The sequence below is a fragment of the Halobellus sp. Atlit-38R genome (genome assembly GCF_003665925.1).
Lineage (GTDB): Archaea > Halobacteriota > Halobacteria > Halobacteriales > Haloferacaceae > Haloquadratum > Haloquadratum inordinatus.
This window is the reverse complement of the sequence record NZ_QXIJ01000319.1, coordinates 1-459: the sequence shown is the minus strand read 5'-3', so window position 1 is coordinate 459 and position 459 is coordinate 1. Positions and strand designations below refer to the sequence as shown.

Below are 459 nucleotides of genomic sequence, written 5' to 3'. Positions count from 1 at the left end.
TGTTACGCGTCGCTCGGCCACACCGCCGAGGCCTTCGAGAACGAGGACTACCGGCGACTGCTCCGCAACGCCGTCGGCTGGCTGGTCCTCGACTGAGCGGAGCGCTCGCGCGTCACCGCGTGAACGTTTATCGCGGTCGGTTCCGAACGTCGGGGCATGAACCTTCGAGCCGCCGACCTGACCGTGTTCGTGTTCGTCCTCGGCGTCATGCTCTCGGGAATGTGGCTAGCCCAGCAGTTCGGCATGGTGTGGTCGCCGACGCTGTTCGCCATCGTCGCCGTCGTAGCGGCCGTCTGGACGGCGTACTACCGGTTCGGGGTAGAACCGCGAATCGATGCGAGCAGAGGAGACGACGACGACAACCAGCAGGAACCCGGCGTCAGCGACGGCGCACAGGAGTGACCGACTAACCGCATCAGCCGGTGTCGGCGACCGACGCTCCGACTCGTCCCGCCGCGC

1 protein-coding gene and 1 pseudogene are annotated in these 459 nt (G+C 66.9%); both read left to right on the top strand.

Annotated features, from left to right (window positions below; all coding sequences use genetic code 11):
* A pseudogene (locus D3D02_RS21585) lies at nucleotides 1-96 on the top strand (ThuA domain-containing protein); the annotation flags it as partial.
* 60 nt (nucleotides 97-156) lie between these two features.
* A complete protein-coding gene (locus D3D02_RS19600; protein WP_004041200.1) occupies nucleotides 157-402 on the top strand; it encodes a hypothetical protein in 246 nt (81 codons plus the stop codon).
* Nucleotides 403-459: the final 57 nt, after the last annotated feature.